This is a genomic window from Bacillus sp. ms-22, assembly GCF_009759805.1.
Lineage (GTDB): Bacteria > Bacillota > Bacilli > Bacillales > Bacillaceae > Bacillus > Bacillus xiamenensis.
In genome coordinates this window covers 2768121-2789646 of the sequence record NZ_CP046653.1, presented here as the reverse complement: position 1 = coordinate 2789646, position 21526 = coordinate 2768121, and the positions used below count along the sequence as shown (strand labels likewise).

Annotated in this window: 21 protein-coding genes; 11 read left to right on the top strand and 10 right to left on the bottom strand. The window is 41.3% G+C overall.

Translation table 11 applies throughout. The features are described from left to right. Positions 1-254: 254 nt before the first annotated feature. Genes GPA07_RS14550 through GPA07_RS14540 form a run of 3 tightly spaced genes read left to right on the top strand, consistent with a single transcriptional unit; the run spans position 255 to position 1977 of the window. Positions 255-677 carry a BlaI/MecI/CopY family transcriptional regulator gene (locus GPA07_RS14550; protein WP_008355129.1) on the top strand — a complete coding sequence of 141 codons (423 nt, stop codon included), beginning with the start codon at positions 255-257 and terminating at the stop codon, positions 675-677. Beyond that, positions 670-1509, top strand: coding sequence for a M56 family metallopeptidase (locus GPA07_RS14545; RefSeq protein WP_157292869.1), 840 nt, complete (start codon positions 670-672; stop codon positions 1507-1509). Before GPA07_RS14550 ends, GPA07_RS14545 begins: the two co-directional genes overlap by 8 nt. A gap of 57 nt (positions 1510-1566) precedes the next feature. Then, a complete protein-coding gene (locus tag GPA07_RS14540; protein ID WP_008355134.1) occupies positions 1567-1977 on the top strand; it encodes a DoxX family protein in 411 nt (136 codons plus the stop codon). Between the two features lie 195 nt (positions 1978-2172). On the opposite strand, the gene GPA07_RS14535 is transcribed toward GPA07_RS14540, so the two are convergent. Continuing rightward, positions 2173-2619, bottom strand: coding sequence for a ferritin-like domain-containing protein (locus GPA07_RS14535; RefSeq protein ID WP_008355136.1), 447 nt, complete (start codon positions 2617-2619; stop codon positions 2173-2175). 167 nt (positions 2620-2786) lie between these two features. Between GPA07_RS14535 and addB the strand changes: the two genes are divergently transcribed. The 5 genes from addB to GPA07_RS14510 are packed head-to-tail and all read left to right on the top strand — an operon-like array spanning position 2787 to position 14890. Then, positions 2787-6296 (top strand): helicase-exonuclease AddAB subunit AddB, encoded by a 3510-nt coding sequence (gene addB / locus GPA07_RS14530; protein ID WP_008355139.1) that lies wholly within the window; start codon positions 2787-2789, stop codon positions 6294-6296. Then, a complete protein-coding gene (addA, locus tag GPA07_RS14525) occupies positions 6274-9978 on the top strand; it encodes a helicase-exonuclease AddAB subunit AddA (RefSeq protein ID WP_157292868.1) in 3705 nt (1234 codons plus the stop codon). Before addB ends, addA begins: the two co-directional genes overlap by 23 nt. Before the next feature lie 26 nt (positions 9979-10004). Then, positions 10005-11180: an exonuclease subunit SbcD gene (gene sbcD / locus GPA07_RS14520; RefSeq protein ID WP_008355143.1), complete on the top strand. Its 1176-nt coding sequence runs from the start codon at positions 10005-10007 to the stop codon at positions 11178-11180. Continuing rightward, complete coding sequence (gene sbcC, locus GPA07_RS14515) at positions 11177-14572, top strand: exonuclease subunit SbcC (protein WP_008355145.1); 3396 nt, start codon at positions 11177-11179, stop codon at positions 14570-14572. Before sbcD ends, sbcC begins: the two co-directional genes overlap by 4 nt. Positions 14573-14590: 18 nt before the next feature. Beyond that, a complete protein-coding gene (locus tag GPA07_RS14510; protein WP_008355148.1) occupies positions 14591-14890 on the top strand; it encodes an HNH endonuclease family protein in 300 nt (99 codons plus the stop codon). 47 nt (positions 14891-14937) lie between these two features. Here the strand turns inward: GPA07_RS14510 and GPA07_RS14505 are convergent, their stop codons facing one another. From GPA07_RS14505 to GPA07_RS14470, 8 genes are all read right to left on the bottom strand, one after another. Beyond that, the gene (locus GPA07_RS14505) at positions 14938-15156 is read right to left on the bottom strand and encodes a spore germination protein (protein WP_003211468.1); all 219 of its coding nucleotides are present in this window, start codon (positions 15154-15156) and stop codon (positions 14938-14940) included. 22 nt (positions 15157-15178) lie between these two features. Beyond that, positions 15179-15613 (bottom strand): spore germination protein GerPE, encoded by a 435-nt coding sequence (locus GPA07_RS14500; RefSeq protein ID WP_157292867.1) that lies wholly within the window; start codon positions 15611-15613, stop codon positions 15179-15181. Further along, complete coding sequence (locus GPA07_RS14495; protein WP_003210893.1) at positions 15613-15789, bottom strand: germination protein GerPD; 177 nt, start codon at positions 15787-15789, stop codon at positions 15613-15615. The genes GPA07_RS14500 and GPA07_RS14495 overlap by 1 nt, the downstream gene beginning before the upstream one ends. Continuing rightward, positions 15786-16400: a spore germination protein GerPC gene (locus GPA07_RS14490; protein ID WP_157292866.1), complete on the bottom strand. Its 615-nt coding sequence runs from the start codon at positions 16398-16400 to the stop codon at positions 15786-15788. Before GPA07_RS14490 ends, GPA07_RS14495 begins: the two co-directional genes overlap by 4 nt. 31 nt (positions 16401-16431) lie before the next feature. Next, positions 16432-16665 (bottom strand): spore germination protein GerPB, encoded by a 234-nt coding sequence (locus tag GPA07_RS14485; RefSeq protein ID WP_008355157.1) that lies wholly within the window; start codon positions 16663-16665, stop codon positions 16432-16434. A gap of 14 nt (positions 16666-16679) precedes the next feature. Further along, entirely contained in the window at positions 16680-16901 is a 222-nt protein-coding gene (locus GPA07_RS14480; protein ID WP_003211745.1) for a spore germination protein, read from the bottom strand. 127 nt (positions 16902-17028) lie between these two features. Next, complete coding sequence (locus GPA07_RS14475) at positions 17029-17190, bottom strand: aspartyl-phosphate phosphatase Spo0E family protein (protein ID WP_008355160.1); 162 nt, start codon at positions 17188-17190, stop codon at positions 17029-17031. A gap of 122 nt (positions 17191-17312) precedes the next feature. Beyond that, a complete protein-coding gene (locus GPA07_RS14470) occupies positions 17313-18407 on the bottom strand; it encodes a CotH kinase family protein (protein WP_008355162.1) in 1095 nt (364 codons plus the stop codon). Between the two features lie 202 nt (positions 18408-18609). On the opposite strand from GPA07_RS14470, the gene cotG reads away from it, so the two are divergent. The 3 genes from cotG (at position 18610) to GPA07_RS14455 (ending at position 20632) form a co-directional block, all read left to right on the top strand. Further along, the gene (gene cotG, locus GPA07_RS19170; protein ID WP_155887848.1) at positions 18610-19140 is read left to right on the top strand and encodes a CotG/ExsB N-terminal domain-containing protein; all 531 of its coding nucleotides are present in this window, start codon (positions 18610-18612) and stop codon (positions 19138-19140) included. A 125-nt stretch (positions 19141-19265) separates the two neighbouring features. After that, positions 19266-20171 (top strand): fumarylacetoacetate hydrolase family protein, encoded by a 906-nt coding sequence (locus GPA07_RS14460; RefSeq protein WP_008355167.1) that lies wholly within the window; start codon positions 19266-19268, stop codon positions 20169-20171. Between the two features lie 92 nt (positions 20172-20263). After that, complete coding sequence (locus GPA07_RS14455) at positions 20264-20632, top strand: YisL family protein (RefSeq protein ID WP_008355169.1); 369 nt, start codon at positions 20264-20266, stop codon at positions 20630-20632. 241 nt (positions 20633-20873) lie between these two features. Here GPA07_RS14455 and GPA07_RS14450 read toward each other — a convergent pair whose 3' ends face one another. After that, the gene (locus GPA07_RS14450; protein WP_157292865.1) at positions 20874-21401 is read right to left on the bottom strand and encodes a DUF2777 family protein; all 528 of its coding nucleotides are present in this window, start codon (positions 21399-21401) and stop codon (positions 20874-20876) included. Positions 21402-21526 lie beyond the last annotated feature (125 nt).

Below are 21526 nucleotides of genomic sequence, written 5' to 3'. Positions count from 1 at the left end.
CCTATATCTTTGTTCAGTAAGTGAAATGTTGATAAGTTCACTATAATACAAACATCTTTATAAATAAAATACGAATTTTTTTAGCATTTTCATAAGATTACCTTATAGTTTAAATACAAAATGATTGTTTTTGTATAAATAAGTATATAATTTTTACCAAAAGCAGAGGCAATACACAACGATTTTCCCCTATTTTTGTTATCAGTTGACTATCATTTTCAATTACACTACACTACTTAGTGTGAGGTGATGACATGAAAATTCCTTCTTTTAAATATAACGAAAAGGGATTGAACCGTTTTTTCGGTCCTTTAGAAGGAAGGATTATGGAGATCCTTTATCAAGGTGAGGATATGCCGATTAAAGAAGTCCAGCAGAAGCTGTCAGATGAGAAGCCGATTAATTTCAACACGGTCATGACTGTACTGAATCGCTTAACCGAAAAAGGAATCGTGGAAAAGAAAACAAAAGGACGTTCTTCTATCTATAATCCTATTTTAACAAAAGAAGAATTTTTAAATGAGCAAACGAAATGGATTACACAAGGTCTGATGGATGATTTCGGTCCTTTGGCAGTGAATCATATGGTGGACGCGATTGAAAGTGCTGATCCTGAATTACTTAAAGTGCTTGAAGCAAGGCTTGCATCAAAAAAAGAGGAGAAGCGGCATGATTAAAATGAAATCGAGACTGCTGTTTTTGGGTGGTATATTGATTGGTTTAGCGATTTTTTATCAGATGGGTTATTACTTGCTCTCAGGCTTTTTTGGCTGGAATCAAGCATATAATCTGATCCATGTATGCCAGTCTGTTCTCGAATTCTATGGATTCACTCCTTTAAAATATTTTCTGGATGCTTTGGTTCTATATACATTAGGTTTTGCCGTTTTCTATATGACGAAGCAGATCAGAAAGTATATGCATTTCAAAAGCAATATGATGATGGCAGTCGATCAACCATCGACGAAATGTCTATCAGAGAAGTATGAAAATGACATCATTGTATTTCATTGCCGAGAACCGCTTGCTTTCGCAATGGGAATGCTTCACCCAAAGGTTTACGTATCAACAGGTCTTATGAGCATGCTTGATGAAGAGGAAATTGATGCGGTTGTTCATCATGAATTGCACCATAAATACAGCTATGACCCTTTAAAGGCTTTCGCTTTTTCAATGCTCACAAAAGTGATTTGGTATATTCCAGTATTGAAGCATATGAGACAAAGCTACTCCGTTTTTCGTGAAGTGATTGCAGATGATTATGCCATTCAGCAGACAGGCACTGAGCTTGGAGTAGGACAAGCCCTTTTGAAACTCATTAAAAATAGAACAAAGTTTCAAAAACAAACGAAGTTTGCGGTGTCCTTTGGAGATCGAGCGTTGAATTTAAGAATACAAAAGATCTTAAACCCAAAATACAATATCCCATTCAATGTACCACTCATTCCAATCGTGACATCAGCCATCCTCATGTTGGTCTTAATGATTATGCTTAACCTAAATTACTAATTTTTTTTACTAATTAACATTACATTATGTAGTGTAAAAACAGGAGGAAATCACTATATGAAATCAAATCAAGAAATAGGAACACTTTTCGTACGCGTGATCTTAGGTATTATTTTCTTTATACACGGGCTTCAGGCATATCAAGGAGGTCTAGGAGGCACAGCTGCATTTTTTGGTCAAATCGGTGTACCGGAATTTATGGCCTATGTTGTAAAGACAATTGAGCTTGTCGGTGGAATCGCCCTGATTTTAGGTTTAGGGACACGTATTTTCGCCGCTTTATTTGTACCGATTATGGCTGTGGCGATTATCACAGTTGGTTTTCCAAAAGGATTTGTGGGCGGTTATGAATTTGAACTTGCGTTATTGGTTATGGCGCTTTACTTGACACTTAGCGGCAGTAAGATGCTGTCAATTGATGGATTGCTAAAGCATCAGCAGCAAAGCAAAGAAGCAAATTTTCATTAAAAGATCTAAAAAACTCCTTCTGCTATTTGTGGCAGAGGAGTTTTTTTATTGGTCAAATGCACTTTTTCTTGTTGGAAAAAGTGAAAAAGGAGAGACATTTCGTAGATGACAGCACTCTATTTCACATATTGAATGAGCAAAAAGACATTTTCAATTTTTGACGGAACATACGATCTCCTATTAAAATAAGACTAACTAAGAAACATGGTGCGTTAAAAGATAGAGAAACCACACAGCATGCTGCTGTTCATCTTGAGCGATACGTTTCATCAATTCTTTTGTTCCTTGATCGCGGACATAGTCTGATACCGTTAAGTAAAAATCGACTGTTTTCTGTTCGTCTTTAAAGGCAAAAACGAGACCTTCTCTAAATTGATCTGGACAAGGTTCTGTTACGCTTGGTTTGTGGTTTTTACCAGTTAAAGAATAGTATAGCTTTGAAAATAGCTGATAGTGTCTGACTTCATCCTGACGTATTTCTTGAATGATTTTTTTCGCCTCAGGGTTTTTGGCTTTTTGGGCAAGTTTTTCGTAGCATTGGATCGCAGAATATTCGCCATTGATGGCCTTCTCAAGGTCTGAAATGATCCTTGTGTTTTGGCGCATGTCATATGGTGAGTAGTCATAATAACCGTAATACATGATATTGCCAGCCTCCTTTTAGATCATGATGGTTTATGATATGAAAGGAGTTGGGAAAGGTGCCTATTTCTTTTCAATGAGGAAGGAGAAAGGGAAGGTGAGAGGAAAATAGCTATTTACTTTTATTTTCGCTAGAATATGAGTACATAAGAAAGGTGTTGTGGAACGTGGAGATTCAGTTTTTAGCAGGCAGATCGGGGAGTGGAAAAACGACTGCAATCTTAGAAGAGATCAAAGAACAACTTAGGCTTGATCCGCTGGGTCCGCCCATCATTTTTTTAGTCCCGGATCAAATGACATTTTTAATGGAATATGAGCTTGCAAAAACGTCTGACGCTGGCGGTATGATCAGAGCCAAAGTCTTTAGTTTTACTCGTCTTGCTTGGTCTGTTTTACAGCAGACTGGCGGAGCGAACCGGCAATTTGTCACTAGCACGGGAATTCAGATGCTCTTAAGAAAGGTGATTGAAGAGCAGAAAGACAAGTTTAAAGTATTCAAAAAAGCGAGTGATAAGCCGGGATTTGTTGAGCAAATAGAAAAGACGATGGCTGAATTTAAAAGGTACTGCATGATGCCGGAGGATATTGAAAAAATATCAGTATCCAGCTTGCATTCAGAGTATACAGAAGAAAGACGGGCTGCCGAAAAGCTGCATGATCTGCATGTTCTTTATCAGCAGATGGAGCAGTATTTACAAGATGAATATGTGCATTCAGAGGACTACTTGACACTTCTGGCACAGCAAATTCCATTATCTGAGGAATTAAAAGGAGCACACATTTATATAGATGGTTTTTACCAGTTTACCCCGCAGCAGCTCCTAGTCATTGAACAGCTTCTGCTCCATGCAGCAAAAATAACGGCTGCTTTCACAGTGGATCGTCCATATCATGAGACACAGCCAAATGAACTTGATTTATTTCGGATGACCGGTAAAACATATTTTCAGCTTTATCAGCTTGCCAAAGAGTGTGGAGCGTCCATTTCTGAACACATGTTGGAGAGAAATAAGCGGCATCTTCATGCACCAGATCTTGCTTATTTAGAAAACCAGTATGAACAAAGACCGCTTCAGCCTTATCAAGAAGAAACGCCTCATCTCACCGTGTCAAAAAGCGCAAACAAACGAGCTGAAATTGAGGGAGTAGCGAGAGATATTCTTGATTTAGTGAGAGAGGAAGGGCTTAGGCTGCGTGACATCTCAATTGTGGCAAGGCATGTTGACGACTATAAAGATACGTTAAAAGAGGTGTTTCGAGATTACGATATTCCTTTTTTTATTGATGGAAATGAATCAATGCAGTATCATCCGCTCATTGAATTGATTCGTTCAAGCCTCGATGTCATAAAAGGGAACTGGCGGTATGAAGCGGTGTTTCGCTGTGTGAAAACAGAGTTCCTATTTCCGCTCGAACTCGCCAAAAACAAAGCAAGAGAACAGGCAGATCAGCTAGAAAACTATTGTATTGCTTATGGTGTAAAGGGAGAACGCTGGACAAACGGCTCTCGTTTTCATTACAGGCGATTTCAATCATTAGATGAAGATTTTGGACAAACAGATCAAGAAATTGAAATGGAACAAATGCTAAATGACGTAAAAGACTGGATTGTTCCTCCTCTTTTTCAGTTGCAAAAAAGATTGACAAAAGCGCAAAAGGTGAGAGACATGGTGGAGGCTCTCTATGTCTTTTTAGAAGAAATACAAGTACCGGATAAGCTTGAAAAGGCAAGACTTGAGGCTGAAGAAGCAGGCAGGCAGGCTGAAGCGATGCAGCACGGGCAAGTATGGGATGCTGTGATTCAATTAATGGATGAATTTGTTGAAATGCTCGGCGAGGAGGAGCTTTCCTTTCCATTATTCCAACAGATGATGGATACAGGATTGGCATCTCTAAAGTTCGCTTTGATTCCACCTTCACTTGATCAAGTATTTGTAGGAAGTATGGATTTATCCAGAATGTATCAAGTGAAGTGCACATTTATCATTGGCGTAAATGATGGCGTAATCCCTGCGCGGCCTTCTGATGAAAGTGTATTGTCTGAGGATGACCGGGAATGGTTAAAGCGTGCAGGAGCAGAGCTGGCAGAGACAGGAAAGGAACGGCTGCTGGATGAGCAGTTTTTAATTTACCAGGCGTTATCCAGCCCATCCCGCCATCTCTATTTATCCTATTCAGCTTCAGATACGGAAGGGCGATCTCTTTTGCCTTCGACGCTCATCAAGTATTGCCAAGAACTGATGCCACATCACCAGCATGCGCTTTATGTGTTAGATCCAGAGCAACTGGATGATCAGGAACAATTAAAATTTGTAGCAAACGAGCATGTCTCGTTATCCTATACCGTCTCACAGCTGCAGCAATGGCTTAATCAATATCCCATCAGCGGTGTATGGTGGAGTGTATATAATGATTTAATGACGTCGCCTAATCGTGATGTATCAAAAAAGATCATGTCAAGTTTGTTTTTCACAAATAGAGCGAAGCGATTAAAACCAAACGTCACAAAAGAGCTTTATGGTGATCATATTCAAGGCAGTGTTTCGAGAATGGAGAAATTCAATGCGTGTGCATTTTCCCATTTTGCTTCACACGGGTTAAAACTAAAAGATCGCCAATTTTACAAATTGGAAGCACCCGATATCGGTCAGCTGTTTCACTCGGCGTTAAAGCATATTTCAGATACACTTGTTGAACAAAAAAAGGAATGGAAAAACTTAACGAAGGAAGATTGTGTGTCCTACTCAAGACATGCAATTGAACAGCTGGCTCCGCGTTTGCAAAAGGAAATTCTATTAAGCTCGAACCGGCATGCTTATATGAAAGAAAAACTTCAAAAAATCCTCATAAGAGTTTCTTCTATATTAAGCGAACATGCCAAAGTGAGCGGATTCTCTCCGGTTGGACTTGAATTAGGATTTGGAGGTCAAGGCCCTCTGCCGCCATTTACTTTTCAATTAAAAAATGGCTGCACGATGGAGCTGGTCGGAAGGATTGACCGAGTGGATAAAGCAGAAGGTTCAAAAGGACTGCTTTTAAGAATTGTCGACTATAAGTCTAGCGAAAAGGGGCTGGATCTAGCAGAAGTATACTATGGTTTGGCGCTGCAGATGCTCACTTACTTAGACCTGACCATTACGTATTCTAAAGAGTGGCTAGGCATGGAGGCGACACCGGCAGGAATTTTATACTTCCATATTCATGATCCTCTCATTCAAGCGCCTATTCCGCTGGCAGAGGATGAAATTGAACAGGAAATCTTCAAGAAATTTAAAATGAAAGGTCTATTGCTCGAAGACGTAGAAGCTGTGAAGCTGATGGATCAAACGCTTGAATCAGGAAGGTCGCAAGTCATCCAAGCCGGTTTGAAAAAGGATGGGTCTTTCCGGTCTGACTCTGCGGTATTAAGTGAAGAGCATTTTCACATTCTCACAAAACACGTTCGGCGTACTTTTGAAGAGGCAGGGGAGAAAATTACAAATGGTGAGGTAGAGATCAATCCATATAAATTGAAGGATCAAACACCTTGCCGCTTTTGCTCCTTTAAGTCTATTTGTCAGTTTGATGAATCAATAGAGGATAATGAATTTAGGGTGCTTACATCTGAAAAGGATGATGTCATGATAGACCGGATCAAAAAAGAAGGGGATCAGTATGCAAATACCAAAACCGAATAACAGTACTTGGACGGATGATCAATGGGAAGCCATCGTTTCAGAAGGACAAGATATTCTTGTTGCTGCGGCGGCAGGGTCAGGAAAAACGGCTGTCTTGGTTGAACGGCTGATTCGAAAAATGACCCGGCCAGAGCAGCCAATTGATGTGGATCGCCTGCTCGTTGTGACTTTTACGAATGCATCTGCGGCAGAAATGAAGCACCGGATCACTGAAGCCCTTGAAAAGGAATTATCCAAAAATCCTGGGTCACTTCATATAAGAAGACAGCTGTCCCTCATGAATCGTGCCAATATTTCTACCTTGCACTCCTTTTGTTTACAAGTTCTCCGTACCTTTTATTATGAGATTGACCTTGATCCAGGCTTTCGTTTAGCCGATCAAACAGAAGGAGAATTATTAGGAGACGAAGTGTTAGATGAGCTGTTTGAGGATGAGTATAAGGCTGGAAAGCCAGCATTCTTTGAACTGGTTGACCGTTACACATCAGATCGTCATGATTTAGATCTTCAATGGCTTGTAAAAAGAATATATGAGTTTTCTAGATCGCATCCATCGCCTGAACAATGGATGCGGGCATTCCTATCTCTCTATGATGTGGATGCACAAACAAAAGTAGAAGAATTACCATTTTACCCTTATATAAAAGAGGATCTTTCTCTCGTTTTAAGAAGCTGTCAGGAACTGCTTGAACAAGCTCTGACCCTATCAAAAGAGCCGGGCGGCCCAGCACCGAGAACAGAGAATTTTATAGATGATTTAGAGCAAGTGAATGAATTAATCACAAATCAAGATGATTTTGAGAAACTTTATGAGCTCGTACCGAACATCAATTTTAAAAGGCTAAAGACGTGTAAAGGGGACGACTATGACCCTGTTCTCGTAGAAAAAGCTACAGATGCACGCAATCAAGCCAAAAAACAATTAGAAAAGCTAAAAGATGAATACTTTATGCGCAGTCCTCAGCAGCATCTAAAAAGCTTGGCTGAAATGAAGCCAGTTGTAGAAACACTTGTGGAACTTGTCATCCAATTTGGAGAGCGTTTCGAAAGAGCAAAACAAGAGAAATCAATCGTAGACTTTTCGGATTTAGAGCATTATTGTTTACGCATCTTAGCAAAGCAGGATGCGGAAGGACATCTAATTGAAACAGAAGCAGCCAAATACTATCAACAGCAATTTGAAGAAGTGCTCGTTGATGAATACCAAGATACAAACCTTGTCCAAGAAACGATTTTAAAGCTTGTATCTAAAGGGGAACGTCCTGCAGAAGGGAATCTCTTTATGGTTGGTGATGTGAAGCAGTCTATTTATCGCTTTAGACTTGCTGAGCCGATGCTCTTTTTAAATAAATATAAACACTTTAAAAGGGACAGCAAAGATACAGGGAAAAGAATTGATTTAAGCAAAAACTTCCGCAGCCGGTCTGATGTTTTAGACAGTACAAACTTTCTGTTCAAACAGCTGATGGGAGAAACTGTTGGAGAAATTGAATATGATGAACAAGCTGAATTAAAGCTTGGAGCGAGTTATCCGCAAAGCGAAGACACAACGACAGAAATGCTCCTTGTACACCTAGATCAACACGAAGCAGAAAGTGATGAAGAACGAGAAGAACTGGAGACCGTACAATTTGAGGCGAGGGTGATTGCAAGGAAAATAAAAGAATTGGTGGAACAGCCTTTTCAAGTGTATGATGCAAAACAAAAAATAACCCGCAACTTGCAGTATCGAGATATCGTGATTTTGCTAAGGTCTATGCCGTGGGCACCGCAAATGATGGAGGAGTTGAAGAAGCAGGGAATCCCTGTTTATGCGAATCTTTCCTCCGGCTATTTTGAAGCTACAGAGGTATCTGTCGTTCTTTCTTTGTTAAAAGTAATCGATAATCCATATCAAGATATCCCGCTTGCAGCTGTCTTAAGGTCACCTATTGTTCATTTAGACGAAAATGAGCTGGCACTCATTAGAACGAGTGATAAAAAAGGCACTTATTATGATGCTGTAAAGGCATTTATGAGTGTGACGCATTCTGATCATCCGACATGCAAAAAACTGGAGCAATTCTTCTTCCTGTTGCGTAAATGGCGTGATTTCTCCATGACTCATTCGGTAGCAGAATTAATTTGGGAAGTGTACCGTGATACACATTATCTGGATTATGTTGGCGGGATGCCAGGGGGGAAGCAGAGACAGGCGAATCTCCGTGCTCTTTATGATCGAGCCAAACAGTATGAGAAGGCTGCATTTAGAGGGCTGTTTCGATTTCTTCGGTTTATCGAACGAATGCAGGAGCGTGGAGATGATCTTGGGGCGGCGAAAACGTTCAGTGAAACAGAGGACGTTGTCCGTATGATGACGATTCATAGCAGTAAAGGACTCGAATTCCCAGTTGTGTTTACCGCAGGGCTTGGCAGGAATTTTAATATGATGGACCTAAATCAGTCCTACTTGCTTGATAAAGAACTAGGCTTTGGCAGCAAATATATTCACCCTGAGCTGAGAATTAGTTATACGACATTACCGCTTGTAGCGATGAAAAAAAAGATGAGAAAAGAGTTATTATCTGAAGAGCTGAGGGTTCTATATGTGGCGCTTACAAGGGCTAAGGAAAAATTATTTTTGGTCGGTTCTGTCAAAAATCAGGTGAAAGCTTTAAGCAAATGGCAAAATGCCGCAAACGGAGAAGAGTGGCTCCTCCCTGATTTTGAACGTTATCAAGCCAAAACATACTTAGATTTTATTGGACCTGCCCTCATTCGTCACCAAGCAATGAAGCCTATTTTAGAGGAATCAAGAGATGTCGTTCTTTCGCATCCATCATCATTTACCATCACATTTCATCAAGCCTCCGATCTTCTAAAAGAGGATGTGTCACTTGAAAAGAAGAAGCAAGACGAAGTGATGCAAGCATTAATGGAAGGTGTGCCTGTTGAAGGGTATGGCGATTATGAAGAGGAAGTAAAAGAAAGACTTTCATGGCGATATCCATATTTAGCGGCCTCTCAAGTCGGTACAAAGCAGTCGGTTTCAGAGATAAAAAGGATGAAAGAAATCCAGGATGAATACAGTGTGCCTTCTTCTATTCGAAAACCGCGTGCGACATTGTATGACAGGCCGGCTTTTATGAAGAAAAAAACACTCACTGCCGCAGAGCAAGGTACAGCGATGCATACGGTGATGCAGCATATTCCGCTTCCTTCAGCTGAGGCCTATGATGAATCTCGTATACAAGAACTGCTCGATTCCTTAAAAGAGCGAGACTTACTAACAGATGAGCAAATCGATTCCATCAATCGAGAAGGAATTGCTGCCTTCTTTTCTACTTCTATTGGTCAAAAACTGCGGAAAGCGGACTGGGTGAAACGAGAAGTGTCGTTTAGTATGGTTTTACCTGTTAAAGAGGTATACAGCCACATTGAGGTAGAGGGTGAACCTGTGCTGATTCAAGGAATGATTGATTGTTTATTTGAAGCAGATGGTAAGCTCTATTTACTTGATTATAAAACGGATAGAGTGAGTGGCAGATTCTCAGGCGGACTAGAGGAAACGGAAGCGATGTTGAAAAAACGCTATGAAACACAAATAGCGTTGTATGCAAGAGCGGTAGAACGTTTAACAAGCAGAACATTAGAGGAGAAAATCCTCTATTTCTTTGATGGGAATTTAGAAATTTCTTTATAAATGTACTGGAATGAGAGGTGAATCACATGAGGATTCTGCATACAGCGGATTGGCATCTAGGGAAAACCCTTGAAGGCCGAAGCCGGCTTGAAGAGCAGGCTGAGTTTTTAGATGAATTGTATCAAATCGTTAAGGATGAACAAATTGATGTCATTGTGATGGCTGGTGATGCCTTTGATACAGTGAATCCGCCTGCTCGAGCAGAACAGCTTTTTTATGAAAGTCTGTCTGCATTATCTGATAAAGGAAAGCGTCAGGTTGTGGTAATCTCAGGCAATCATGATAATCCAGATCGTTTATCAGCTGCATCCCCTTTAACAAATGAACAGGGGATTCATTTAATTGGCTATCCGGTAAATGACATCATTCGTGTCGATGTTCCTTCTGCAAGTGAACGTTTATCTATTGCAGCACTAGCTTATCCATCCGAGGCGAGGCTAAACGAGGTGCTGGCTGAAACATTTGAAGAGAAACTGCTTCGTGATCATTACAACTTAAAAATACAACAAGCGTTTCAACATTTAAGCCGTCAATTCGAGGCTGATACGGTCAATATCGCAACAAGCCATATTTATGTGGCAGGAGGAAGTCAAACAGATTCAGAAAGGCCGATTGAAGTGGGAGGAGCATATACCGTTGCCGCCGAAAGTCTGCCTGAAGCGGCTTGTTATGTCGCACTTGGTCATTTGCATCGCCCGCAAACCATTAAACGTGCCAAAACGATTGCCCGCTATTCTGGATCTCCGCTTGCATACAGCTTTTCAGAAGCAGGCTATGCCAAATCAGTAACCATTGTAGATGCAAAGCCTAATGAAACAGCAAGCTGGAAAGAAGTGTTTTTATCAAGCGGTAAACCACTTGTGAAGTGGAAGGCAGTTGAGGGATTGAGCCAAGTACACGGTTGGCTGGATGAAAAGCGGGATCTTCATGCCTGGATTGATTTAGAGATTCATTTAACAGACCAGTTGTCGATTGAACAAATCCATCAGCTTAGAAAACAGCATAGTGGATTTGTCCACATTAGACCGAAGTTTAAAGAACTACAGCGAATGGAAGAACAAAAACAAGTGGAAAAGCTCTCGATCGAAGAGCGGTTCGTGAAATTTTATGAACGCCAGACAGGCGGCGGTCTGCCAGATGAAAAAACCGTCAAGCTGTTTTTAGAGCTTGCCAATGACATGCAAGAGGAGGAAGCGAATTGAAGCCGATTACGCTAACCATTAAAGGACTTCATAGCTTCAGAGAAGAGCAAACCATTGACTTTAGCTCCTTATGTGATGCAGGTGTGTTTGGCATCTTTGGGCCAACAGGAAGCGGAAAGTCGTCCATTTTAGATGCCATGACACTAGCACTCTACGGCAAGGTCGAACGTGCATTAAATAATACGCATGGTATTTTGAATCAAGCTGAAGAAAAGCTGTCAGTTTCTTTTACGTTCGCTTTGCAAAAGGAGCATCACATTTCTTATAAAGTTGAACGTGCCTTCAAACGGGCAGATGAAATGAAGGTCAGAACGACATTATGCCGTTTGATTGAAATTGGTGACACCCAGACAGTTCTTGCAGATAAAGCGAGTGAGGTCAATCGTAAAATAGAAGAATTGCTTGGATTAACAATTGATGATTTTACGAGAGCGGTTGTTTTACCTCAAGGGAAGTTTGCAGAATTCCTTTCATTGAAAGGAGCCGACAGACGCCAAATGCTTCAGCGTCTGTTTAATCTAGAAAAATATGGTGATCAGCTTGTCAAGCGTTTACGTGCAAAGGCCCAGAATCATTATGGACAGAAAAATGAACTGCTGGCTGAACTGACTGGACTAGGAGATGCTGGGCCAGAGGCATTAGCGAAAGCAAAAGAAGCGGCTGAGCAGGCAAAGGCCGTTTTTCATGAGAAGAAACAAACGAGGGACGAAGCGTTCACTGCTTTTACAAAGGCGCAATCCATCTGGCAGTATCAACAGGAACGAGAAGCATATGGGACGGAACTAAACAAACTCGATCAGCTGGCACCCGTGATGGAAGAGAAAAAGAATCAACTAAGCATTGCGGAGCAGGCAGAGGCTTTAAAGCCCTACGCGGATGCATTAACAAAGGCTGAAAAGCAGCTTGCTCAAGCGCTGACAGAGAAGCAGGAAGCAGAAAAGCATTTACTTCATCAACGAACGATCTATGATCAAATGACGCAGGAGTATGAGCAGGCGCGGCAAAAGAAAATAGAAACTGAGCCAGAGCTTCTCCAGAAGAAAGAGCAGCTCATTCAATTAAAGGAAATTGAACGAAAAAAAGAAGCAGCTCTTCAGGAAAAAGCAGGACTAGAGCAGCAAAACAATGAAAAAGCGCAGCAATTGACCCAAAAAAAAGCAGAAGCAGAGAACCTACAATCTCTGTTAGAGCGGGCACTTGCGAAACAAACGCAGCTGAAGCACGAGCTGGAACAATTACAAGTCTCTGTAAAAGAGCGGAAAAATGTACAGGATGCACTGCGTTTCAGTGAAAATGTTCAAAGAATCAATTTGAGCATTCAAAAGGAAGAACAAAAGGTTGAGGAGCTAAAACAGCGGTCATCACAGGCAGCACAATCGTATGAAAAGCTTCAAAAACAGCAAAAAGACCATTATGAAAAAATAGATCAATCGTTTCAAGCCATTGAACAATTTTATTTTTACGTATGCGAATTCGAACGGGGTCTGACAGAGTGGAGTAAAAGAGAACAGAACCTAAAACAAGAAAAATTAAAACAGCGTGATGCTGTAAGAGCGGCAGAATTAAGAAAAGAATTAGCGGCAGAGCTAGTAGACGGTGAACCATGTCCTGTTTGTGGATCGATTCATCATGATCCACAGGCTGTGATAGACAATGATCATGATGAAACTGTTGCACAAATTGATGAAGTGATTCTAAAAATGGACAAAGAGCTCAAGCTGGCAGAGGAATATGCTAGAGACATGTATGCTGCAAAGCAGCTGCTAGAAACGCATGCCAATCAATTAGTCAAACAGTTCTCCTTTTTGTCTCAAAAAGCCCCTGATTCGGAAGTCGCTGCAGCAGTAGAAGCAGTACAAAACCCGCAGTCCTTGCATCATCTGATTCAAGAATGGAAAGGCATGAAACAAGATATTCAAGCAATCGAAAGCAAACGAGCTCGTTTAATGGACGTCACTCATGATCAAGCGGCAGAGATGAACAAAGTAAAAGAGCAGCTGACATTTGAGCAGCAGCGCATTCAAGAATTAGAAATGCTGATCAAAGAGCTTCGATCTGAGCTTTCAGAGCAAACGACACAATTTGAGCAAGCCTTCCCGCACTTAACAATCAACCAAGTGCAGGAAATGCAAAAACAAATAGATGAAAAGGATCAGCAAGCGGAAGGTTATCAGGAGCGTATTGAGAAAAGTATTTCATTTTTAGAAGAGAAACAGCAAGTAAAAGAGCAGCTGCATACAGCCATATACGAGCTAGAAAAGGAGCTGGATAAGCTATCTCATCAGATAGAAAATCAGCAGCACCTGATCCATCAATACGACACTGATTTACAGCGATATCCTTTAAAAGCTGCTTCTATTTCTGATGAACTGATCGAGGTTCAACAATCTCTTGCTCATCTAAATGAAAAAGAACAGCAATCGTACGAGCAATTAAAGCATGCGCAGCAATTATTTAGTGACGCGCAAAGCCATTTCTCAAGCAGTCAACGTCAACTCCAAGAGGCTAACCGGCGAAAACAAGAAGCTGAGGCAGCATGGCAAAAAGAAACAGAGCCTGCTCCTTTTGATCTGCCGCAGGAGATAGAACCTGCTTTAATGGATCGATCTGTACGTGATACAGTCAAACGAGAAATTGAGGAATTTGAGGATAAAAGAAAGCAATGTGCAGCAAACTTAAAGCGAATTTCTGACCTGTTAAAAGGTGAGTCGCTAGATGAAGACCAGTGGAAAGACGTTCAATTAAGAAAAGAAGCTGCAGAAAAAGAACTTGAAGAAGCGACAGCAAGGAGTGGTTCTGCACAGGAGCAGCTGCGTGTGATTGAAGCAAACCACCAGCGCTTTGCAAGTATTCATGAACGTCTTGAAGAACTGCAGCAAGAAATTGACCGGCTGGATAAGCTTCAAACCGTGTTTAAAGGAAATACGTTTGTTGAGTTCTTAGCAGAAGAACAGCTAGAGAGTGTCAGCCGAGATGCTTCTCACCGTCTTGGGATTTTGACAAGACAAAGGTATGCCATTGAAGTCGACTCAGAGGGCGGTTTTGTCATGCGTGATGATGCCAATGGAGGCGTCAGACGTCCAGTATCCAGCTTGTCTGGGGGAGAAACCTTCCTGACTTCTTTAGCGCTTGCACTTGCTCTGTCAGCGCAAATTCAGCTGAGAGGTGAGTTCCCGCTGCAATTCTTCTTCCTTGATGAAGGGTTTGGTACACTCGATCAAGACTTGTTAGATACGGTGATTACGGCATTGGAGAAACTGCAGTCTCAAAATTTAGCCGTTGGCGTGATCAGCCATGTGGAAGAATTAAAGATGAGATTGCCAAAGAAACTGATTGTCCATCCAGCAGACCCAAGCGGGAAAGGGACAACGGTATCAATGGAATTAATGTGAAGCTGAGGTGATGTCAGGATGGCAAAGCAATCAATTGGATTATGTGAGCTGTGCGGAAGACAAGATGTCGTACTGACGGAACATCACTTAACGCCAAGAGAAGAAGGTGGGGCATTTCTACCGACTGCCTTCCTGTGCATCCCTTGCCATAAACAAGTTCATGCTCTTTATACAAACCAGGAGCTTGCCGCACGTTTGAACACGCTTGATGCACTAAGACAAGATGAAAAGCTCATTCCGTACATCAAATGGATTCGAAAACAGCCGGCAAGCAAGCTGGTCAAAACAAAAAAATCGAGACAACGCAGAAAGAAATAAGCATAAAAAAGCACTCCTCTAAATGAAATGGATGTAGAGGAGCCGCTTTATGCATTGCCTACCATATTCTGATCATTTAAGTCAGGATCCACATAGTTGGTTGCGCTAATGCCATTATTTAAAATCAAGAAATCTCCGGTATTCCCCGCTCCAGAGCCTAAAGCAGATTTTGACGAACTTTTAGGCGAAAGATAAAATGAGTCACCGACGTTTACGACGCCCCCAGAAATCGAGTTAATGTAAATGGGTCCGACAATTGCTGGCATAATCGACATCCTTTATTCGAAGTCATATCACCATCATATGCGCAGGGAGGTCCAATTGTGAGTTTGGCGGATTTTCGTCGTCGTTGCTAAATAACTCTCGAATATGCTTCACTCGCGCAATGCCATTCATTCTACACGTAGAGCCAATTTGATAGATAGAGGAGGAAGACACCCCTTCTACATGTATTGACGATACTTTAATGAGAGGCTTTTCATGATAAAAGGCCGTTCTAACCGATCGTTCTGGTAGCATCAATGGTATTGGCTCAAAATACACTTCAAATTCTTTTGCATCCAAGTTTTCTGCTTCATTGCCATAAAACAAACTAATCGTTCGTTGAACAGCTAATACCTTAACGTTTGGGCATAGCTCCTGTGTATCACCAATTTGAACAACACTCGAAATCCCGACAGAATTGACCTTCGTGAACTTTACTTGAGATGTTCGTTTAATCATTATCGAGGTGCTAGAGGAACAAACGGGCCAATAATCAGTGATTCTGGCGGTGTATCGAAAATCGATGACAATTGTACGTGGTCTGTATCCCCAATAATGAATAGGGAAGAGGACGATACCCCGACTACTTTAATGCTTCCGGTTTCGATGTTGCGGTTGACGACTGTGAAATTCATCCGTTTTCCTCTCCTTTCGTTTCACTTGGAATATGGGCTAAAAAGTGCTCAATCGCCCGTTTTACATCATGCTTCACATATTCAGCAATTTGCTCTGATCGCTGCAAAGGGGTCATATCTTCCCGGTGTGGCAGCTGTCCCGCATAGTATTTGATTCTGCTGTCTATTTGCTTTCGAATGTCTTCAATGATATGGTGCTTGTTGCTTTCATCAAGCGAGCCTTCATATCGCTGCTCGAGTTCTTCAAGAAGTTCTGGCGCTTCTTCATTTAAGAAGGCATCGACAAGCTGGCGTGTTTGATTGAAAAATTGATCAGCCATTTCTTGCTGCATCATTCCAATTCCCGGGGTTGTTGTTTGGCCCACTTCAAAATTTTGAACACTGTTTGGATCAGATGGATTGAGGCCGATATTTAATGTGCCTTCCAGCCGCTCGATTTTCAGTTGATCAAATTGATAATCAATCCGTTCAATCGTTGTTGTCGGTCTATCTTTGATCAGTTGCATTTCCTGCTGAAGCTCGTTAAGCCTTTTTTCAAGCATCATGATTTGTTGTGTTTGCTTTTGAATGATGCCATACATTTGTGAAGCGTTATTTTGATAGTCATACATATGCATACACCTCCGGGGATTGCAGATGAACTTAAGATGTTGGTGACTGAAGCGGTACAAACGGTGCTGTGCTTGCGCCTTGAGATTCTTCAATTCCTTGTGTGCCTGCTGCAGCAGGTGCTGCTTCTACGTAGCTGCCGGTGTTATACAGGTTGGAGAGTGCCTTGATTGATCCAGCACTTCCAATTTGCAGAACAGATGAGTTACTCACAGACTCCACACGTAAGTAATTAATTTGTATCGCTTGATTAATATAGAAGTTCAACGGATTCTCACTCCTTACAAGTTACCAACAAGCGGTTGATCAATGACATCACTATCATACGTATTTGTCACACTTTTATAGTTGCTAATACGTAATTGATCACCAGTGTTAAAACTGCCTGCGCCAGCAAAGGTTTTAACCTGACTATTTGGAGAAATGGTGATGCAGTCTCCAACATGAACGACTCCGCTCGTTCCGACGGCATTTACTTTAAAGGCTCCAACAATAGCCGGCATAGCGGTGCACATCCTTTATAGAAATAGGGCACTTCGTTTTTGGGCGTTTCACCATAGCTTATGATGGGTCTTTTAATGTGTGATTGTCTTTTTGAAGACTATTGATAAGAGGAATGAAGTGTATGGTTTAGCCTTTATTCGAGCATTCTTTAGAGGTGTATTTGATGCCTTTATTTAATAGTGTGTCAAGTTCTTGACTGCACCTGATGGTTTCTTCTGCATTCATACCGAATTTTTTCGCAGTCTCAATTAAATGTAATCTTTTCTGTTCAATTTCATAATTGATCATAACGGACGCCAACTCTCACATTTTTTATCAAATAGAAGGATATGGTTATTATACCCTATTTTTCTATAAAAAAAGCTGTTTCGTCAATATGAGAAGTAAAGTGACAAAATTCGAAAGCACCTTTACATGCGAGATGTCTCTTTTTTCATCTCAGCTTGTAAATAACGTCGTCTTTTGTTGATATACTGCCGGATTAATTCTCGCTCTGAATGCAGCATGTCTTTTCGATCTTTCGTATATGGATCATCCCCGATTCGCTTTTCAATAGCTGCATGCCATTTCTCAATGACGGGACAGAGGCGGTTTTCTAAAAAGTGTGTATCCAGTACGTGCTGAAAAAGAGCATAATAGGTTCTTTTAAACGAAGGAATATCTAGCAATCTAGCGGTTAATGTATTAAAGCCGCTAATGGGGATATAATCAAACGCCATTTCTTCTCCGTGAATATCACGACCCCATGTCGCATCATAATCCCAAGGGAGCACTTGACATCGCCCCTCGTCATTCACATAAAGAGCATAGTTATGAACAAATCCATCAAAGTTCTGGGTGCACACCACACCAATGAGCCAACGGAAATATTGTGTCACATCAAGGTACTGCTCAATTTTTTCTGCAAATGTGTCGTCTTTTGCTGTGTTCAGAAAGTAAATAAACTCGTTCAGCTCTTTGTCGTGTTGAGGTGTTCCCGTTTTTTTCTCGTATCCGAGAAGAAGATGTTTTTTTGGCTTTTTATCAAACGAACTCAAAAGAGAGAAATTGGCGTCATCATCTACTGCATAATAAATACCGCCTCCATGTAATTGTCTTTTTTGGAGGAATCGTTCATCCACGGATTCTATTTTTAAATAAATGCCTTCTTTTCTTCCATTGATGGTTAGAAACACATGAGAAGCGGCAGGGCTTAACACCCCCAATTGTTCGAAGAAATAAAAAGACAGCCTGTTTCGGATAAGAGAAGGATCATTGTACTCTGCATTTAAGTGAAAAAGGGACTCGCCTTGTCTTTGCTTTGGTTTCCTATATTCAATTTGATAGGACTTTTTCTTGAGCTTTCGAATGTGTGATCCGCGGTATGAGGCATAAATATGTGACTTCGTTTGACCGGTTTTGAGAATGCCCTCAACGGGCTCATCGTTCCATACGTCCTTTTTTAATTCCATGAGATCCTTTGGATGAATCCAGATATCCAGTTGTTTTAAAGGTTCTGTGTCCATGTGTCATCACCCTCCTATATCTGCTTCACTATATGAAAATGAAGGAATGTCCTGTACCTGCTGATAGGTATTCATGGAGTTTTCTAAGAAAGAGGCATTCGCCAAGAACACTTGTCTACCGACTCTCGTAACATAAAGCAGAGAAGATAAACAGCTTTGTCTGTTTGTTTTGTCAGAGCACAGATTGGGAGGGGAATTGTTCGTGAGTACATTTGATCATTCTCATATTGAACATGCAGTTGATTCACTTCGAAGTGAGGGGCGTGATCATCACTTAGATCGTGAACCAGAATCGAGACATTCGCATAAATCATCTCGTTCTCGTCAATCAAGACGCCGTCACTGGTTCTTTGGTGGAGGCGGCTGCCGTAAGTCATACCGCAGCAAAAAGAGTCACAAAAGCTATCGCTCTAAAAAAAGCCGCTGTTCCAAGAAAAGCGTGAAGAGTGAAAAACCATGCAAAAGTAAAAAATCGTATAAAAGTAAAAAATCATGCAAAAGCAAAAAAAGTGAACCGAAAAAATCATGCCGCAGCAAACACAAATCTCATCATAAGAAAAGCTGCCGCAAGTCACATCGCAGTCATCGATCAAAACGATCTCATCACCACAAACGTAGTCATTCTTGCCGAAGATGCGGAAAGAAAAAACATCATTCTCGCAGTCGAGGTCGAGGGCATGTCGATCGTAAATGGGATCAAGGAAATATGTGGGAATATCGACGCTACCGCTAAATATCAGATTTTCATTTTTGAAACCCTTTTTAAAAGAGAGTATGATAAAAAAGGGTTTTTTTATTTCATAGAGAAATAAAATGAGACATCATCACTAAGTGAAATGAAGATTGTGAGGGGAAGACATGAAGTTTTTTACAGGTGAGATACATGATAGGATGTTTATTGGGATCGTCATTGATGATGAATGGGTAATGGACATCAAAAAGGCTGAAGTCAAGTTATTTGAGCTTGAGACACTACCCAACTCTTTATCTGAATGCATCAACATGGGGGACAAGTTTGTGGATCACGTCAGCCAGCTTCTTGATTGGGCTGAGAAAAAAGAAGAAGACCGCGGCTCTTATGTCTATCCGCTTTCAGACGTGAAACTCCATGCACCGATTCCAAAGCCATCTAAAAACATCATGTGTGTCGGGAAGAACTATCAAGATCATGTTATGGAGATGGGAAGTGCGGCAGATATTCCTACAGACGTGATGATCTTTACTAAAGCACCTACCTCTGTTGTTGGACATGAAGCGGACATCCTTCTTCATGAAGATGTGACTAGTGAATTGGATTACGAAGGGGAGCTTGCCATCGTCATGGGTAAATCAGGAAAGAATATTGCACCTGAAGAAGTCCGTGACTATATTTTCGGTTACACCATTTTAAATGATGTGACGGCCAGAGATTTGCAGAAAAAGCACAAACAATTTTTCATAGGAAAAAGTTTAGATACATCTTGTCCAATGGGACCTTACATTGTCCACAAGTCAGTGATCGAGGATCATGGCGCGCTTCATGTGGAAACAAAGGTAAACGGAGAGGTTCGTCAGTCTGCCAGTACGGAATTAATGATCTTCCCGGTGGAGGACATTGTCTCTACTCTTTCAAAAGGGATGACGCTGGAAGCAGGTGACATCATTGCAACGGGTACACCTTCTGGCGTTGGAAAAGGATTTGAGCCGCCAAAGTTTTTGGCTTCAGGAGATCATATTGAAGTAACGATTGAACCGATTGGGACGTTATCGAACCGCGTCAAATAAAGCGCATGCTGACATAGGATTGTCATTTTGTGTTCGACTTATTTCGTGGTACGATGAGAAGGTACTTGTTCTGATAAAGGGGGAAACAACAAATGGGAACACATTTACATATTACAGCATGGGTGCTAGGTATTATTTTATTCTTTGTCGCCTTTGCATTAGCAGGTAAAAACGACAAAGGGGCTAAAATTGTCCACATGATCGTACGACTCTTTTACTTGCTCATTATCGCAACAGGCGTAGAGCTATATGTTCGCACAGGAATGAAAATTCCAGGTTTCGGGGGCGAGTATATTGGTAAAATGATATTTGGGCTCCTTGTGATCGGTTTAATGGAAATGGTCCTTGTACGCAAGAAAAAAGGAAAATCGGTGACAGGTGTGTTGATTGGGTTTATTGTGGCTGCGATTGTCACGATACTGCTAGGCTTGCGTCTACCGATCGGTTTTCATATCTTCTAAGATAAAAAGGACATTGCTTATACAAAGCAGTGCCTCAGATTGTTGACAAAGGGCTAAAATGAACTTTATTTTAGCCCTTTGTCTTCTTTTCAGCGTGACCTGAAAACCTTTGCAGTCTAGGAAGGACGAGTACCGGAGCGGAGCGAATTTGACATTCGTGAGCACCGGCACGCAGGACTGACAAAGAATGCGAGGGTTTGTCTACACGCTGGGGCATTGCTTATACAAAGCAGTGCCTTTTTTATGTGACATCAAACGAAGAAATGAGCCGGTGTCCGTCAGAAGTCGTCCATTCAAACTGAATTTGGCTTGCGGCGGAATGATGGTGACATTGAAGGGCAAGTGATTGTGTATCTCTCGAAAATTGGAAAAAAGAGACGGCATGAAAAGGATAAAAGGATGAAAAGACACAATCGTAGACGGAGAACCCAAGCTGCTCTATATCGTCTATGATATGGTAAAAAGCGTTTTCTGGTACGAACATAAGCAAGTCAAGCCAGCCTTTGGAAAGAGACGCTTTATATTGAATCGCTTCACCGCCTTTTATCTCCATCAGCTGTCCATTTTCAAGAAGAATCATGGACCCGAGCCATTCTCCTTTTGTCCATCGGTCATTTTCTTTCAAACAGATCATAGAGCTTTGAAGACTTTCTGGCAGCATGATGTCCCCTTCTTCATCTTCAATGAGACAATGACCGTTTTCAATCAGTAAATACCCGTTACACCATTTTTGTCTATGATGCTGAAGATATTTCAATCGTTTCTCCAATGGCAAAAGCTCCTTTCCTCTTTCTTTTCTTACCAAATGATGCTTGTCCTATACATACGGAAAAAAGGACAAATCAACTATCAAGGAGACGATGCATAAACTAAGAAAGGCTGAATGAGAACACT

Bases quoted from the DNA above. Each gene is read 5' to 3' on its own strand.
- GPA07_RS14480 (WP_003211745.1), bottom strand. From the start codon at position 16,901: ATGCCGGCTATTGTTGGAGCCTTTAAAGTAAATGCCGTCGGAACGAGC.
- GPA07_RS14495 (WP_003210893.1), bottom strand. From the start codon at position 15,789: ATGAATTTCACAGTCGTCAACCGCAACATCGAAACCGGAAGCATTAAA.
- GPA07_RS14540 (WP_008355134.1), top strand. From the start codon at position 1,567: ATGAAATCAAATCAAGAAATAGGAACACTTTTCGTACGCGTGATCTTA.
- GPA07_RS14460 (WP_008355167.1), top strand. From the start codon at position 19,266: ATGAAGTTTTTTACAGGTGAGATACATGATAGGATGTTTATTGGGATC.
- sbcD (WP_008355143.1), top strand. From the start codon at position 10,005: ATGAGGATTCTGCATACAGCGGATTGGCATCTAGGGAAAACCCTTGAA.
- GPA07_RS14470 (WP_008355162.1), bottom strand. From the start codon at position 18,407: ATGGACACAGAACCTTTAAAACAACTGGATATCTGGATTCATCCAAAG.
- GPA07_RS14545 (WP_157292869.1), top strand. From the start codon at position 670: ATGATTAAAATGAAATCGAGACTGCTGTTTTTGGGTGGTATATTGATT.
- GPA07_RS14550 (WP_008355129.1), top strand. From the start codon at position 255: ATGAAAATTCCTTCTTTTAAATATAACGAAAAGGGATTGAACCGTTTT.
- GPA07_RS14475 (WP_008355160.1), bottom strand. From the start codon at position 17,190: ATGATCAATTATGAAATTGAACAGAAAAGATTACATTTAATTGAGACT.
- GPA07_RS14490 (WP_157292866.1), bottom strand. From the start codon at position 16,400: ATGTATGACTATCAAAATAACGCTTCACAAATGTATGGCATCATTCAA.
- GPA07_RS14455 (WP_008355169.1), top strand. From the start codon at position 20,264: ATGGGAACACATTTACATATTACAGCATGGGTGCTAGGTATTATTTTA.
- GPA07_RS14535 (WP_008355136.1), bottom strand. From the start codon at position 2,619: ATGTATTACGGTTATTATGACTACTCACCATATGACATGCGCCAAAAC.
- GPA07_RS14510 (WP_008355148.1), top strand. From the start codon at position 14,591: ATGGCAAAGCAATCAATTGGATTATGTGAGCTGTGCGGAAGACAAGAT.
- GPA07_RS14505 (WP_003211468.1), bottom strand. From the start codon at position 15,156: ATGCCAGCAATTGTCGGACCCATTTACATTAACTCGATTTCTGGGGGC.
- GPA07_RS14500 (WP_157292867.1), bottom strand. From the start codon at position 15,613: ATGATTAAACGAACATCTCAAGTAAAGTTCACGAAGGTCAATTCTGTC.
- addA (WP_157292868.1), top strand. From the start codon at position 6,274: ATGCAAATACCAAAACCGAATAACAGTACTTGGACGGATGATCAATGG.